This window comes from Streptomyces sp. NPDC060027 (assembly GCF_042737005.1).
Taxonomy (GTDB): domain Bacteria; phylum Actinomycetota; class Actinomycetes; order Streptomycetales; family Streptomycetaceae; genus Streptomyces.
Window position 1 is genome coordinate 1 of sequence record NZ_JBHWVI010000221.1, and the last position, 14,414, is coordinate 14,414.

Consider the following 14,414-nt stretch of genomic DNA (forward strand, 5'->3'; position numbering starts at 1 on the left):
GCGCCTACGTCGGCGCCGCGCTGCACCGCGCCGGCGCCGACGTGCATCTCGTCGCCCGTGGACCGCATCTCGCGGCCATGAGGCAGCACGGCGTCCACGTCATCAGCCCGCGCGGGGACTTCACCGCGCGGGCCCACGCCACCGACGACCCGGCCGACATCGGTCCGGTCGACTACGTCTTCCTGGGCCTGAAGGCCAACTCGTACGCGGCGTGCGGGCCGCTCATCGAGCCACTGCTGCACGACACCACGGCGGTGATCGCCGCCCAGAACGGCATTCCCTGGTGGTACTTCCACCGGCACGGCGGCCCCTACGACGGCCACCGGGTGGAGAGCGTGGACCCGGGCGGCGCGGTCGGCGCGGTGCTGGCGCCGGAGCGGGCCATCGGGTGCGTCGTGTACGCCGCCACCGAACTGGAGGGACCGGGAGTCGTACGCCACCTCGAAGGCACCCGGTTCTCCATCGGCGAGCCCGACCGGTCCGTCTCGGCGCGCTGCCGGGCGTTCGGCGACGCCATGCGGGACGGCGGACTGAAGTGCCCGGTCGAGCCGGACCTGCGCAATGACATCTGGCTCAAGCTGCTCGGCAACATCTCCTTCAACCCGATCAGCGCACTGGCCCGGGCCACGATGCGGCAGATGTGCCTGCACGGCGGGACGCGCAAGGTCATCGAGATCATGATGACCGAGACACTGAGCGTCGCCGAGGCCCTCGGCTGCGAGGTGGGTGTGTCCATCGAGCGGCGCCTCGCGGGCGCCGAGCGGGTCGGCGACCACCGCACCTCCACGCTCCAGGACCTGGAGCGCGGCAAGCCCCTGGAACTCGACGTGCTGCTCGCGGCCGTCGTGGAACTGGCGGAGATCACCGGGGTGCCCGTGCCGACACTGCGGACCGTGCACGCCATCTCGGATCTGCTCGCGCTGCGGACGGCGGCATGAACGCGGAGCGGGCCGCCGTCCGAGGCGGCACGTGGCCCGCTCCGCACGTGCAGGACAATGAGAACGTGAAGGTCACCTCCCCGCACGACGACGCGGTGACCCGCACGGCAACCGCCGTATGAAGGGCCGCTCCGGCCAGCCGCACGTACAGAAGCGGGACTGATCACGACATGGGACGAGTCACGGAACGACGCAAGGTGATCCGCATCCGGGACGGGGCCGTGAGCACCCGCCCGGACACCCTCGTCGCCGAGGAACCGCTGGAGATCCGCCTCAACGGCAAACCTCTGGCGATCACCATGCGGACCCCGGGCGACGACTTCGCGCTGGCCGCGGGCTTCCTGGTGAGCGAAGGGGTGCTGGGCCGGGCCGACGAGCTGCAGAGCATCGTGTACTGCGCGGGGGCCACGGTGGACGGCTCCAATTCCTACAACGTCGTCGACGTGCGGACGGCGCCCGGTGTCGTCATCCCCGACATCACGCTCGAACGCAATGTGTACACGACGTCCTCGTGCGGCCTGTGCGGCAAGGCCAGCCTCGACGCGGTCCGCACGACGGCCCGCTGGCCCGTCGACGACACCGAGGGAGGCACCACTCCCCCGGTGCGGCTGGAGCCCGAGCTGCTCTCCAGCCTCCCCGACCGGCTGCGCGCGGCCCAGCGGGTCTTCGACCGGACCGGGGGCCTGCACGGGGCGGCGCTGTTCACCGAGGAGGGCGAGCTGGTCGACGTGCGCGAGGACGTGGGCCGGCACAACGCGGTCGACAAGCTGGTCGGCCGCGCCCTGCAGAACGACACGCTCCCGCTCACCCGGACGGTCCTGCTGGTCTCCGGCCGAGCCTCCTTCGAGCTGGCGCAGAAGGCGGTGATGGCGGGCATCCCGGTGCTCGCGGCGGTCTCCGCCCCGTCGTCCCTGGCCGTCGACCTGGCCGTGGAGACCGGCCTGACCCTGGTCGGCTTCCTGCGCGGCGCCAACATGAACGTGTACGCGGGCGAGCACCGCGTCGCCCTGCGGGCCGAGGCCGCCCAGGGCTGACGCCGGTTCCCCGCGACACGGCGGTGGGGCCCCGAACGGCGGGGAGCGCCCCCTGCGCCGGAGGGGCCCCGCCTCGGCCCAGGCCCCCTGCCGGCCGCGGACGCGGGCACCTCACCGGCGCTCACGGCTCAACCCGTCTCGAAGCGCACCTCGCCCGCGCGCACGACCGTGCCGAGGCGCGGGAAGTCCAGGCGGACGGAGGCCTCGTGCTCGGGGGCGGTGAACGCGGCCATCGCGTCCTCCACGAAGACGAGGTCGTAGCCATGGTCACCGGCGGCGCGCGCGGTGGACTCGACCCCCAGGTTGGTGGCGATTCCGCCGAACACCAAGGTGGAGACTCCGTGTTCACGCAGCCGTTCGTCGAGACCGGTGCCCTGGAACCCGCCGATGGTCCGCTTCACGATCTCCAGATCACCCTCCGCGACGAGCCCGGCGACGAGCCCGCTGCCGGGCGGCTGCTCCGGCACTCCGGACCGCTCGACCCGGATGAGCACCACGAGAGCGCCCGCCTTCCGGAAAGAGGTCGCCAACTCCTCCGCGATGGCGAGGACTTCGGTTCCCTTGCGGGGCGCCAGAGGCAGCGCCACGATGCGCTCCATCAGATCCACGAGCACCAGGGCGGTGCGCGCCGGATCGAGGGCGAGGCGGGGTTCGGTTTCGGGTGCGGTCATGACGGAACGTTAGCCCGCATCAGCCGTCCGTACTGGAAATCCGGATCAACAAGCCCGTGAACTCCGCTGTCCGGGAACAGTGGCCCCGCCGATCCGCCGCCGGTACGCGTCGGTCCATTCGGGTGAGCGGCCGCCACCGGGCCGTGCCAGGTCCGCGGCCGTCGGCGGGTTCGGCATATCGTGCGGCCTTCCTCGGCCGGACACAGGAACCGCGAAAATCTGGCGTGAACACGACCGGTACACGCTTCTTGTGGGGTGCCTGAGGGCCCAAGTAGCGTCTGCGGCGCGAACGTTGGACGTGGGATGTCCAGAGAATCCGGAATGCCCCATCGTACGAAGGGCAGGTCGCACCATGCCGTCTCGCCTCCGCACCCGTCCGAGATCCGCCTTCGCGGCCCGACAAGGCCCCGGCTCCCGCACCGTTCCGAGACCCGCCTTCGCCAGCCGCCGGGGGCCCGCACCCCGCACCTTCGTGAGACGGCCCTTCTCCGCCCGGCCGGGCCGTGGCCTCCGCGGCCGGCTCGCGGCCGCCCTGACCGCCGCTCTCGGCACCGCCGCGCTGCTCGCGCTGCCCGGCACGGCTCGCGCCGAACCGGCTTCCACCACCGGCGAGTTCGAGCAGCAGGTCCTCTTCAAGGCCGCCCAGGATCCGGGCTACGCCTGCTTCCGCATCCCGTCCGTCGTACGGACGACCGAGGGAACGCTGCTGGCCTTCGCCGAGGGACGCGTCCTCAACTGCGGTGACGCGGCCGACATCGACATCGTGGTGAAGCGCTCCGCCGACGGCGGGCGCACCTGGAGCCCGCTCCAGGTCGTGAACGAGGGCGGCGGGGACACCCACGGCAACCCCACGCCGATCGTGGACCGTGAGACCGGCCGGATCGTGCTGGCGGAGACGTACAACACGGGCCGTACGGACAGTGCGGGCTGCGCGGTCCCCTGCGACCGCACCCCGCATCTCCAGTACAGCGACGACGACGGGCTCACCTGGTCGCGGCCGCGCGACCTGAGCGCCGAGATCCTGCCCGCGAACTGGAACTCCTGGTACGCCACCGGCCCGGTGCACGGCATCCAGCTCACCCACGGCCGGCACGCGGGACGACTCGTCTTCGCCGTCAACACCGAGACCTGGAACGGCGGCCGGGTCACCACCAACAACGCCGCGCTCATCACCAGCGACGACGGAGGCGACCACTGGGACATCGGTGCGACCGACTCCTGGCCGATCGCGGACGACGGCACCTTCCGGCAGAAGCCGTCCGAGATGACACTCACCGAGCGCGCCGACGGATCGGTCCTGGTCAGCGGTCGCGAGCAGGACGGCACCGACCTCGGGCACCGCACCCAGGCGGTCAGCCGGGACGGCGGAGACAGTTTCGTCTCCTCCTTCCGTGACGTCCCGGACCTCTACGCGCCCCAGGTGCAGGGCTCCACCCTGCGCGTCGGTGACCGGATCCTGCTGTCCTGCCCGGGCGACCCCGACCGCCGCAGGACCATGATGATCCGCTCCTCCTACGACGGCGGACGCACCTGGGACAGCGTGGACCGCGGCACGGTCGTCACCACCGACTGGTCCGGCTACTCCGATCTGGTGCGGATCGACGGCGGCACGGTGGGCCTGCTGTACGAGGGCGGCGCGGTCGACGCGCGCGACGAGATCCGCTTCGCCCGGTTCACCGAGGACTGGCTCCGGCCGCGCCGGGGCCCGGACCCGACGACGGCCGACCTCGCTCCGTTCACCCGGCGGGCGGCGGTCCTGGGCGGCCCGGCCCGGACGGCGGGCGTCCTTCGGGGCGCGCTGGAGTTCGACGGCGCCGACGACGCCGTACGACTGCCGTATCAGGACCGGCTCGCGCTGGGGACGAAGGACTTCACGGCGTCCCTGTGGTTCCGCTACACGGCCACCAGCGGTGAGCAGCCGCTGCTGTGGATGGGCGGGATCGGCACGACACAGCCGCAGGTGTGGCTGCGCGGGGAGCCCGCGTCCGACCGGATCACCGGTCTCATCACCACCAGGAACGGCGCCGCGGCCCCGACCACCGCGTCCGTGCGCACCACGGGCGCGTACAACGACGGCCAGTGGCACCATCTGGCGCTGCGCCGTGGCGGGGGACGGCTCACGCTGTTCGTCGACGGGACGACGGTCGGTGCGGCGGACGTCCCCGGATCGGTGAGCCGGAACTCGCCGTTCGGGGTGCACATCGGCCAACGGATGGACAGCCGGGTGTACTTCACCGGTGCGATCGACGATGTGCGGGTCTACGACCGGGCGTTGAGCGACGGCGAGCTGTCGGCGCCGCCCTCGGAGCAGGTGACCCGGGACACCGTCCTGTGGCTCCCCATGGACCAGGTGAGCGGGGACCACTAACGTCCCGTCCGTGCCCGACGACGCACGAACGCGACGGCGGAACGGGACCGGGCTCGGCCTTCTGCTGGCCCTGGTCTCGGCGGCCGTGCTGCTCACCGCCCTTCCGGACCGTGACCGGGAGGGCGGTGGCGTGTGCTCCGCCCGCACCCTCACCTCCTGGAGCGCGGAGGCGGATCTCACGCGCGAGTTCGCCCGGTACGGCGACGACGCCGGCCGCGCCGACGACTGGACCGGCGGCGACGGAACCCATTCGCTGCGACTCCCCGACGGCCGGGTGCTGTGGCTGTTCTCGGACACCTATCTCGGCCAGGTGTACGCACCGCCGAACCCGGTGGGCGAGTCGTACGCCTGGCGGGACGCGAACGCGCCCCTGGTGCGCAACTCGGCGCTCGTGATGTCCCGCGACGGCCGGCTGCGGACCACGCTGCCCGCGCCCGTCTTCCCCGATCCGGCACCGCGGCAGTGGCGCTGGCCGGTCGCGGCCCGCGTCGAACCCCGCTCCCCGGGCTCGGACCGGCGGGTCGTCCGGGTTCTGCTGTGGACCCGGACGGCGGGCCAGGCGCCGTGGATCTACGGTGTGCCCACCGCCACCGAGGTCGCCACGCTCTCGCTGCCCGGACTGCGCCTCGAAGGCATCACCACGGTCCTGGACGAGGGTCCGGTGGCGGACGCCTCCCGGCGCGTGCTGTTCGGTACCGCGGCCGTCGACGCCGGCGCCTGGACGTACGTCTTCGGGGGCGACGACGGGCGGGCCGCCGGGCGCCCCGCCGGGCGGGCGTACGTGGCGCGGGTGCCGCGTGGCGCGCTCGGCGAGCCGGGCGCCTGGGAGTACTGGGACGGTTCGGCGTGGACGGTGCGCGGGCGTCCGGCGCCGGTGCTCGGGGACGGCCGGCGCACGGGTGTGGGCAGCGCGTTCACGGTGGTGCGGGACGGCGGCACCTACGTCCTGTTCACGATGGCGCTCGGTGCCGCGGGCCTGGCCACGATCACCTCGTACTGGGCCTGTGCTCCGGCCGGGCCCTGGCACGGGCCCACCCGGAGCTTCAGCCCGTCCCTGCCCGACGGTGACGTGGCCGCGTACAACCCGCAGGCGCACCCGGAGCTGAGCGACGGCGACCGGATCGTCCTCAGCTACGACGTCAACTGGCTCGACGCCACGGGCACGGCGGCGCAGGCGCACCTCAGCCGGAACGTGTCCCTGTACCGACCGCGATTCGTGACGTTGCGACTGGGGAGACCCGGCTCCTAGCGGACCCGGCGGTCCCGCCCGCTCCGGCCGGGCCGCGTGTACCGGAGCCGCCGCCGGTGCCCGTCGCCCCTCCTGTCCCGGACGGCTGGTCCGGACCGGCCGGGCCGGTCGCCTCGGGGTCACGGGCACGGCGTTTGGCGATCACCGCGCACACCATGAGCTGCATCTGGTGGAAGAGCATCAGCGGAAGCACGGCGAGCGAGGCGTGCGCGCCGAACAGGACACCGGCCATGGGGAGTCCGGAGGCGAGCGACTTCTTGGACCCGGCGAACTGGATGGCGATCCGGTCCTCGCGGCCGAAGCGCAGGGCCTTCGCGCCGTACCAGGTCAGGAGGAGCATCACGCCGAGCAGCAGCGCCTCGACGACGAGGAGTCCCGCGAGCCGGACGGCGCTCACCTGGTGCCAGATGCCCTGCACCATGCCCTCGCTGAACGCGGTGTACACGACGAGCAGGATCGAGCCGCGGTCGACGTGGCCGAGGACCTTCTTGTGGCGGGTGATGAAGGCGCCGATCCAGGGGCGTAGCAGTTGCCCGGCCACGAACGGCACCAGCAGTTGCAGCACGATCCTGACCAGCGAGTCGGGGGAGAACCCGCCGCCGCTGTTGCCGAGGAGGGCCGCCGCGAGCAGCGGGGTGAGGACGATGCCGGCCAGCGAGGAGAAGGAGCCCGCGCAGATCGCGGCGGGCACGTTGCCCCGGGCGATCGAGGTGAAGGCGATCGACGACTGGATGGTCGACGGGACGAGCGTGAGGAAGAGGAGGCCGGTGTAGAGGTCGTGGGTCAGCAGCGCCGGCTCCAGGCCGCGGGCGGCGAGGCCGAGCAGCGGGAACACCACGAAGGTGCACACCAGCACCGTGCCGTGCAGCCGCCAGTGCTTGAGGCCCTCCACTGCTTCACGGGTGGAGAGGCGCGCGCCGTACAGGAAGAAGAGGAAGGCGATCGCGGCGGTGGTGGCGCCGGAGGCGACGTCCGCTCCCGTTCCGCTCGCCGGGAACAGGGCGGCGAGCCCCACGGTCCCGAGCAACAGCAGGATGTACGGGTCGATCGGCATCCAACTCGGCCACTGCAGGCGTTTCACGGTGCTCCACTGCTCGGTTCGGTGCGTCTGCTCGTCCTGGGCGGGTCGTGCCCTCTCCATCGTCCTCTCCCGGGTCGTGATCGGGAATCCGTCATACCGTTCTGACTGTCATCACGTTTCGCGATAGCGTGGCGGCATGTACGACCCTTCCCAGCTGCGTACGTTCCTGGCGGTGGCCCAGACGCTGAGCTTCACTCAGGCGGCCCGGCGGCTGGGGGTGCGCCAGTCCACGGTCAGCCAGCATGTGCGGCGCCTGGAGGACGCGGCCGGGCGGCAGTTGTTCTCGCGCGACACGCACTCCGTCGAGCTCACCGAGGACGGCGAGGCGATGCTCGGGTTCGCGCGGCGGATCCTGGAGGTGCAGGAGCAGGCGGCGGCGTTCTTCACCGGGACACGGCTGCGCGGCCGGCTGCGCTTCGGCGCGTCCGAGGACTTCGTGCTGACCCGGCTGCCGGAGATCCTGGAGGGTTTCCGCTCCGACCATCCCGAGGTGGACCTGGAGCTGACGGTCGAACTGTCCGGCACCCTCCACGAACAGCTCGCCGCCGGTCATCTCGACCTGGTGCTGGCGAAGCGTCGGCCCGAGGACCAGCGCGGTGAACTCGTCTGGCACGACCGCCTGGTGTGGATCGGTGCCCAGCGGCTGCGGCTGGACCCGGACCGTCCGGTCCCGCTGATCGTCTACCCTCCCCCGGGCATCACGCGGGCGCTCGCCCTCGAAGCCCTGGAACGCCAGGGCCGGCCGTGGCGCATCGCCTGCACCAGCGGCAGCCTCAACGGCCTGCTCGCGGCGGCCCGCGCGGGTCTCGGGGTGATGGCCCACTCGCGGGGACTCGTGCCGCCCGGTCTGGTCCGGGTGCCGGAGCGGGCGGGGCTCCCGGAGCTCGGCGAGGTCGACTTCGTGCTGGTGCACGGTCGTCGGCGGCCGTCCGCGCAAGGGGCCGCGGACGCGCTCGCGGCGGCGATCCTCGCGGGCGGGGACCGGCTGCACCGGGGACGACGGAACTGAGGGCCGCCTCGGTCGGCGTGCCCGGTGGCGTCAGCGGAGCTTGGCGTACGTGAGTTGCTTGACCCGGCGCATGAACGGCGTCGTCTCGACGTACTGGACGCCGTCGAGACGGCCGAGCGGGCCGCTCAGGTACGCGTAGAGACCGACCGTGTCGGGGACGACCGCGGTGACGACGATGTTGGAGGGGCCCGCCGTCGCGGAGGCGAAGGCGATCTCGTCGTGGGTCGCCAGGGCCTCTCCGACGGAGTGCAGGGCGGCGGGGGCCGCGGTGATCCACAGGCAGGCGGCGAGACCGTAGCCGAGGTGCTCCGAGTGGTACTCGACGTCGACGTACACGGCGCCGGACGCCAGCAGCGCGGCGAGCCGGCGCTTGACGGCGGACTCGGAACGCCCGGTGGCGCGTTGCAGCTCCGGGTAGGTGGCACGGCCGTCGCGTTCGAGCGCGGCGACCAGCGGTTCGTCCTCGGGGTCGATCCGGGCGGGACCGCTCGCCTCGGACCGCTCCGGGCGCAGCGCGGCGGTCTGGTCGTCGGTCAGCGCGGCGAACTTGCCGATCCAGCCGTCGGGGCCGCCGAAGAAGCGGTGGATCAGCTGGTGGGCCCGGATCTCCATGATCTTCGGGGTGCGCGGGAGCTTGCCGAGCAGCAGGTCGTCGTGGTCGGCGGGGCTGCGCGGGCGGGTCATGCAGATCACCTCGGTGCCGCCCGAGGCGAGGCCGATCCAGGCGGTGTCGGGACGCTGGGCCAGGGCGTCCGCGATGGCGCCGGCGCTGTCGGGCGCGCAGCGCAGCCGCAGCATCCAGTGGTCCTGACCGAGCCGGTGCGCGTCGCGGACCGCGACGACCCGGAGTCCGGCCTCGGCGCACAGCTTGCGGTAGCGCCGGGCGATCGTCTGGTCGGAGGCGCCCAGCACCTCCCCGATCCGGCTGAAGGAGGCCCGTCCGTTGACCTCCAGAGCGGCCAGCAGCCGCAGATCGAGCAGGTCGAGATCGTGGGATTCCAGTTCCATGAGGCCCTTCCCTGTCGGATTCCGTCGATCCGGCACCCGAAACCATGGTGATCGACCGGCACGGCCCCATCGTACGGAGACAGATCGGGTGACACACGCATCCGGCCGACGCAATCCGTGGCACAGGGAGATGAGGACATGCGTACATGGGGGCCGCTCACGGCGGTGTGCCTGGGGACGTTCATGTTGCTGCTGGACGTGACGATCGTCGTCGTCGCGCTGCCGGACATGGCGCGGGCGCTGCACGCGTCCCTGAGCGATCTGCAGTGGGTGATCGACGGCTACGCGCTCGCGCTGGCCGCGCTGCTGCTGGGGGCGGGGGCCGCCGCCGACGTGCTGGGCCGGCGCCGCGTGCATGTGGCGGGTGTCGTGCTCTTCGCGGCGGCCTCGCTGTGGTGCGGGCTCGCGAGCGGCCCGGGGATGCTGGTGGCGGCTCGGGCGGTGCAGGGCGTGGGCGCGGCGGCGATGCTCGCCACGACGCTGCCGCTGCTCGGCTCGGTCTACCAGGGGCGGCAGCGGTCGGCGGCGCTCGGGGTGTGGGGCGCGGTCAGCGGCGGCGCGGCGGCGGTCGGCCCGGTACTGGGCGGGCTGCTGACCGAGGGGCCCGGCTGGCGGTGGATCTTCTTCGTGAACCTGCCGGTGAGCGTGGCGGCCGTGTGGCTGACGCTGAAGGTGGTGCCGGAGTCGCGGGGAGCGCGCGGGACGCGGATCGACTGGGCGGGCACGGCGACGTTCGCCTGCTTCGTGGGCGCGACGACGTACGCGGTGGTGCGGGCCGGCTCCGACGGCTGGACGTCGACGGCGACCACGGGCTCGTTCGCCTGCGCGGCGCTGGCGCTCGTCGCGTTCGTGCTCGTCGAGCGGTGGGTGGCGCGTCCGCTCCTGGACCTGGCGCTACTGCGCGAGCCCGCCTTCGTGGGCGTGATGCTGGGCGCGCTCGCCTTCAACGGAGCGGCGTTCGGCGTCATCCCGTATCTCTCGATCTGGATGCAGACGCTGCTGGGCATGAGCCCCGTGCGCGGCGGGCTCACGCTGCTGCCGATGACGGGCGCCTCGGTGGTGGTCGCGATCCTCGCCGGGAAGCTGCTGCACGGGGTTCCGGCGCGGCTGACGATCGGTGGCGGGCTCCTGCTGATCGGCTCGGGGGGCTTCTGCCAGGCCGTCCTCGACGCGGGCGCGCACTGGACGGTGCTGGTGCCGGGTCTGGTGCTCGTCGGGATCGGTGTCGGGCTGGTCTCCCCGGCGCTCGCGGGCGCCGCACTCGCCGCCGTACCGCCGGAGCGGGCGGGCATGGCGGGCGGCGCGGTCAACACGGTCCGGCAGCTCGGGTACGCGCTCGGGGTCGCCGTGTTCGGCACGGTCCTGACCTCACGCATGCAGGACACGGTGTCGCGCGACGCGGCCCACACGCTGGCGAGCGGGGGCGCCGGGGCGCTGCGGGGCGCGGTCTCCGAGCACACACTGCGGGCCGCCTTCGCCTCCGGGCTCGACACGGCGTCGGTGGCGGCCGGCGTGACGGGGTTGATCGGAGGCGCACTCGTCCTGGCGCTCGTCCGGACACCGCGCGCCGCGGCGACCGCGGCCGGGACACCGGCCGAGACGGTGACGGCGCCTCGCGCATGACGCGGGCAGGCCGGTCCCGGAACCACCGGGACCACCGGGACCGGCTGCTCGACTCCTCGACTCCTCGACTCCTCGACTCCTCGACGACACCGCGGCCGGGAGCTGGGATGCGGTGTCCGGACGCGACACGCCCGACCCCGGAATCAGAGACTCCGAATCTGCCGCGGCGCGCCGTCACGTGCCGACGCGAGGTCGTACAGATTCCGTGGAGATTACGGACCCGAACCCTACGGAACCTACGGAACCGTAGGGAATTCTGTCCGACCCTTCCCCTTGTGCGGGCATTTCCCCGGCTGACCAGTGGGGACACCGCACCGCTCGACGGCTCGAACCCCCTCCCGTCCGGTCGAACGGTGGGGTAGCTTTCACGGCGCTGTGCGGAGCGCCACGAGGAGCGGTATTGCGCGAGTTCACCAACCCCCCGTTGGCGTCGGCGCCGCCGGTGGGCGGCCTGGCCGACGTCGTGTTCGAGCATGCCCGGGAGGACCCGCTCCACATCGCGCTCGGCCGCAAGGACGAGCAGGGACAGTGGCGCGACGTCACCTCGGCCGAGTTCCGGGACGAGGTCCTGGCGCTCGCCAAGGGCCTGCTCTCCCAGGGCATTCGCTTCGGCGACCGGGTCGCCATCATGTGCCCCACCCGCTACGAGTGGACCCTCTTCGACTTCGCCCTGTGGACGATCGGCGCCCAGGTCGTGCCCATCTATCCCACCTCCTCGGCCGAGCAGGTCTTCTGGATGCTGCACGACGCCCAGGTGTCGGCGGTCATGGTGGAGCACGAGGACCACGCGATGACCATCGCCACCGTCGTCGACCGGCTGCCCCAGCTCCACAAGCTGTGGCAGCTCGACGTGGGCGCCGTGCACGAGCTGTACGAGGCGGGCGCGCACCTCGACGACGAGGTGGTCCACCGGCACCGCCGCGCGGTCACCCCCGAATCGACCGCGACGATCATCTACACCTCGGGCACCACCGGACGCCCCAAGGGCTGCGTCATCTCGCACGCGAACTTCATGTTCGAGGCGGACACCGTCATCGAACGCTGGGAGCCCGTCTTCCACTCCAAGCGCGGCGACGAGGCGGCCACCCTGCTGTTCCTGCCGCTCGCCCATGTCTTCGGGCGGATGGTGCAGGTCGCCGCGTTCCGCGGGAAGGTCAAGTTCGGGCACCAGCCGCAGCTGAACGCGGCCGCGCTGCTGCCGGACCTGGCCGCCTTCCGGCCCACCTTCTTCCTGGCCGTGCCGTACATCTTCGAGAAGGTCTTCAACGCCGCCCGCCGCAAGGCCGAGAAGGAGGGCAGATCCGGCCCCTTCGAGAAGGCGGTCGACGTGGCTGTCCGCTACGCGGACGCGATCGAGGCCAAGGCCTGGGGCATCGGCCCCGGCCCCTCGGCGAGCCTGCGCATGCAGCACCAGGTCTTCGACAAGCTCGTCTACTCCAAGGTCCGGGCCGCAATGGGCGGCCGGGTCAGACACGCGATGTCGGGCGGCTCGGCGATGGACCGGCGGCTCGGGCTGTTCTTCGCGGGCGCGGGCGTCACGATCTACGAGGGGTACGGGCTCACCGAGTCGACCGCCGCCGCGACCGCCAACCCGCCGGAACTCACCCGGTTCGGCACCGTCGGGCAGGCGATCCCGGGCACCACGGTGCACATCGCGGACGACGGCGAGATCTGGCTGCACGGCGGCAACGTGTTCCAGGGCTACCTCAACAACGACAAGGCCACCGACGCGACCCTGCACGACGGCTGGCTCGCCACCGGCGACCTCGGGTCCCTGGACGAGGACGGCTACCTCACGATCACCGGGCGCAAGAAGGAGATCCTGGTGACCTCCGGCGGCAAGAGCGTCTCGCCGGGGGTGCTGGAGGAGCGGGTGCGCGACCATCCGCTGGTCGCGCAGTGCATCGTGGTCGGCAACGACCGGCCGTACATCGCCGCGCTCGTCACCCTCGACTCCGAGGCCGTCGAGCACTGGCTGCAGATGCGCGGCAAGCCGCAGCTGTCCGCCGGCGATCTGGTGCGCGACCCCGATCTGGAGACCGAGGTGCGGCGCGCCGTGGTCGCCGCGAACACCCTGGTCTCGCAGGCCGAGTCGATCCGCACCTTCCGGATACTGGCCAACCAGTTCACCGAGGAGCACGGGCTGCTGACCCCGTCGCTGAAGCTGAAGCGCAAGGCGATCGAGAAGGCGTACGCGGCGGAGGTCGAGGCGCTCTACCAGGCGTAGTGCCGGGCGGAGGTCCCCTCATCGAGGCGGGCGCGTTCGTACGGCGGTCCCGGGCGGGGCCCGATTCCTCCGATGTTTCCCTGATCGCCGGTTCCGGGCCGGTCGACGGCAGCCGGCCGCGCGCCGACCGGGTCAGAGGCCGGTCGACCGTCCGGACACGCTCGACACCGCCCGGACACGGCCGACACCGCCCGGGCGCGATTGATCGGACCCATTTCAGCCAATCTGCGATTCCTCGGACCGGAAGCCCGGTCAGGAATGCATCACGGCCCGTGATCGTTGAGGGTACGCAGACCATCCGACGACTGAAGGATCGAGAGCTCGTGAGCAAGGTCCCCCCGACCATCCTGAACAACGGCGTCGAGATGCCGCAGCTGGGCTTCGGCGTCTGGCAGGTGCCGGACGACGAGGCGGAGCGAGCGGTCGCCACCGCGCTGGAGTCCGGGTACCGCAGCATCGACACCGCGGCGATCTACGGCAATGAAGAGGGCACCGGCAAGGCCATCAACGCCTCCGGCATCGCCCGCGAGGAGCTCTTCGTCACCACCAAGCTCTGGAACAGCGACCAGGGGTACGACTCGGCGCTGCGCGCCTTCGACACCTCGCTGGAGAAGCTCGGCCTGGACTACGTCGACCTGTATCTGATCCACTGGCCGACGCCCTCCCGGGGCACGTACGTCGACACGTACAAGGCTTTCGAGAAGATCTACGCGGACGGCCGCGCCAAGGCCATCGGCACCTCGAACTTCCTCCCGGAGCACCTGGCGCAGCTGATCGACGCGACGTCCGTCATCCCGGCCGTCAACCAGATCGAGCTGCACCCGCACCTCCAGCAGCGCGCGGCCCGTGAGTACCACGCCGAGCAGGGCATCGCGACCGAGGCCTGGTCGCCGCTCGGCCAGGGCAAGGGCCTCCTGGAGGTCCCGGCGATCGTCGCCATCGCCCAGAAGCACGGTCGCACCCCGGCCCAGATCGTCCTGCGCTGGCACCTCCAGCTGGGCAACGTCGTGATCCCGAAGTCCGTGACGCCGTCGCGGATCCAGGAGAACATCGACGTCTTCGACTTCTCCCTGGACACCGAGGACATCGCGGCGATCTCGGCACTGAACGAGGACCGCCGGCTGGGCCCGGATCCGGCCACGTTCGACGTCGGCTGACCGACACCCGCCCGCACCACCCGCCGGCCCGGATGCGCCGACCGCATCC

At 72.1% G+C, this 14,414-nt stretch carries 12 protein-coding genes; 9 read left to right on the plus strand and 3 right to left on the minus strand.

Going from position 1 to position 14,414, the window contains the following annotated elements; genetic code table 11:
- The 3 genes from ACFWBT_RS35350 to fdhD all read left to right on the plus strand — a co-directional run.
- A partial coding sequence (locus ACFWBT_RS35350; protein ID WP_385707052.1) for a 2-dehydropantoate 2-reductase occupies positions 1-938 on the plus strand: 938 nt, incomplete at its 5' end.
- Complete coding sequence (locus tag ACFWBT_RS35355) at positions 935-1,060, plus strand: hypothetical protein (RefSeq protein WP_385707053.1); 126 nt, start codon at positions 935-937, stop codon at positions 1,058-1,060. The genes ACFWBT_RS35350 and ACFWBT_RS35355, both read left to right, overlap by 4 nt.
- A gap of 48 nt (positions 1,061-1,108) precedes the next feature.
- Positions 1,109-1,972 (plus strand): formate dehydrogenase accessory sulfurtransferase FdhD, encoded by an 864-nt coding sequence (fdhD, locus tag ACFWBT_RS35360; protein WP_385707054.1) that lies wholly within the window; start codon positions 1,109-1,111, stop codon positions 1,970-1,972.
- 128 nt (positions 1,973-2,100) lie between these two features.
- Here the strand turns inward: fdhD and ACFWBT_RS35365 are convergent, their stop codons facing one another.
- Positions 2,101-2,643, minus strand: a complete 543-nt coding sequence (locus ACFWBT_RS35365; protein ID WP_385707055.1) for an isochorismatase family protein — start codon at positions 2,641-2,643, stop codon at positions 2,101-2,103.
- 472 nt (positions 2,644-3,115) lie between these two features.
- Between ACFWBT_RS35365 and ACFWBT_RS35370 the strand changes: the two genes are divergently transcribed.
- Together ACFWBT_RS35370 and ACFWBT_RS35375 are read left to right on the plus strand one after the other, a co-directional pair.
- Positions 3,116-5,011, plus strand: a complete 1,896-nt coding sequence (locus tag ACFWBT_RS35370) for an exo-alpha-sialidase (RefSeq protein ID WP_385707056.1) — start codon at positions 3,116-3,118, stop codon at positions 5,009-5,011.
- Between the two features lie 10 nt (positions 5,012-5,021).
- Positions 5,022-6,260, plus strand: a complete 1,239-nt coding sequence (locus ACFWBT_RS35375) for a hypothetical protein (protein WP_385707057.1) — start codon at positions 5,022-5,024, stop codon at positions 6,258-6,260.
- Here the strand turns inward: ACFWBT_RS35375 and ACFWBT_RS35380 are convergent.
- Entirely contained in the window at positions 6,193-7,401 is a 1,209-nt protein-coding gene (locus tag ACFWBT_RS35380; RefSeq protein WP_385707058.1) for a bile acid:sodium symporter family protein, read from the minus strand. The two genes, ACFWBT_RS35375 and ACFWBT_RS35380, sit on opposite strands and share 68 nt — an antisense overlap.
- Before the next feature lie 76 nt (positions 7,402-7,477).
- Between ACFWBT_RS35380 and ACFWBT_RS35385 the strand changes: the two genes are divergently transcribed.
- Complete coding sequence (locus ACFWBT_RS35385; protein ID WP_385707059.1) at positions 7,478-8,350, plus strand: LysR substrate-binding domain-containing protein; 873 nt, start codon at positions 7,478-7,480, stop codon at positions 8,348-8,350.
- 30 nt (positions 8,351-8,380) lie between these two features.
- On the opposite strand, the gene ACFWBT_RS35390 is transcribed toward ACFWBT_RS35385, so the two are convergent.
- Positions 8,381-9,358, minus strand: coding sequence for an Lrp/AsnC family transcriptional regulator (locus ACFWBT_RS35390; protein WP_385707060.1), 978 nt, complete (start codon positions 9,356-9,358; stop codon positions 8,381-8,383).
- A 138-nt stretch (positions 9,359-9,496) separates the two neighbouring features.
- Between ACFWBT_RS35390 and ACFWBT_RS35395 the strand changes: the two genes are divergently transcribed.
- The 3 genes from ACFWBT_RS35395 to ACFWBT_RS35405 all read left to right on the plus strand — a co-directional run bounded on the left by ACFWBT_RS35395 (position 9,497) and on the right by ACFWBT_RS35405 (position 14,365).
- The gene (locus ACFWBT_RS35395; RefSeq protein WP_385707061.1) at positions 9,497-10,981 is read left to right on the plus strand and encodes an MFS transporter; all 1,485 of its coding nucleotides are present in this window, start codon (positions 9,497-9,499) and stop codon (positions 10,979-10,981) included.
- Between the two features lie 400 nt (positions 10,982-11,381).
- The gene (locus ACFWBT_RS35400) at positions 11,382-13,208 is read left to right on the plus strand and encodes an AMP-dependent synthetase/ligase (RefSeq protein ID WP_385707062.1); all 1,827 of its coding nucleotides are present in this window, start codon (positions 11,382-11,384) and stop codon (positions 13,206-13,208) included.
- 365 nt (positions 13,209-13,573) lie between these two features.
- On the plus strand, positions 13,574-14,365 hold the full coding sequence (locus tag ACFWBT_RS35405) for an aldo/keto reductase (RefSeq protein WP_385707063.1): 792 nt from the start codon (positions 13,574-13,576) through the stop codon (positions 14,363-14,365).
- Positions 14,366-14,414: the final 49 nt, after the last annotated feature.